The 242-nt window shown below is 63.2% G+C and carries 1 protein-coding gene; it reads left to right on the top strand.

Annotated features, from left to right (window positions below):
* A partial coding sequence (locus ACSNOK_RS35870; protein ID WP_436784841.1) for an extracellular solute-binding protein occupies positions 1-242 on the top strand: 242 nt, incomplete at both ends.

The following is a 242-nucleotide window of genomic DNA, read 5'->3' as shown; positions in this document are numbered from 1 at the left end:
GACCTGGGACACCACCGGGATCCTGCTCAACCGCACGAGCGATCCGAAATGGCGCTATTCGATGCCCAAGGAAGGCGGGCTTGCCTGGACCGACACCATCGCGATTCCGGCGGGTGCCGAGAATGTCGAGCAGGCCTATGCCTTCATCGACTTCATGCTGTCGCCGCAGGCAGGCGGCGTGTTCTCCAACATGACCGGCTACAACTCCTGCGCGGTCGGCGCCGACCAGCATCTTTCGGAAC

The sequence above is a fragment of the Streptomyces sp. URMC 126 genome (assembly GCF_051386555.1).
Classification (GTDB): Bacteria; Actinomycetota; Actinomycetes; order Streptomycetales; family Streptomycetaceae; genus Streptomyces.
This window is presented reverse-complemented; position numbering and strand designations above follow the sequence as displayed.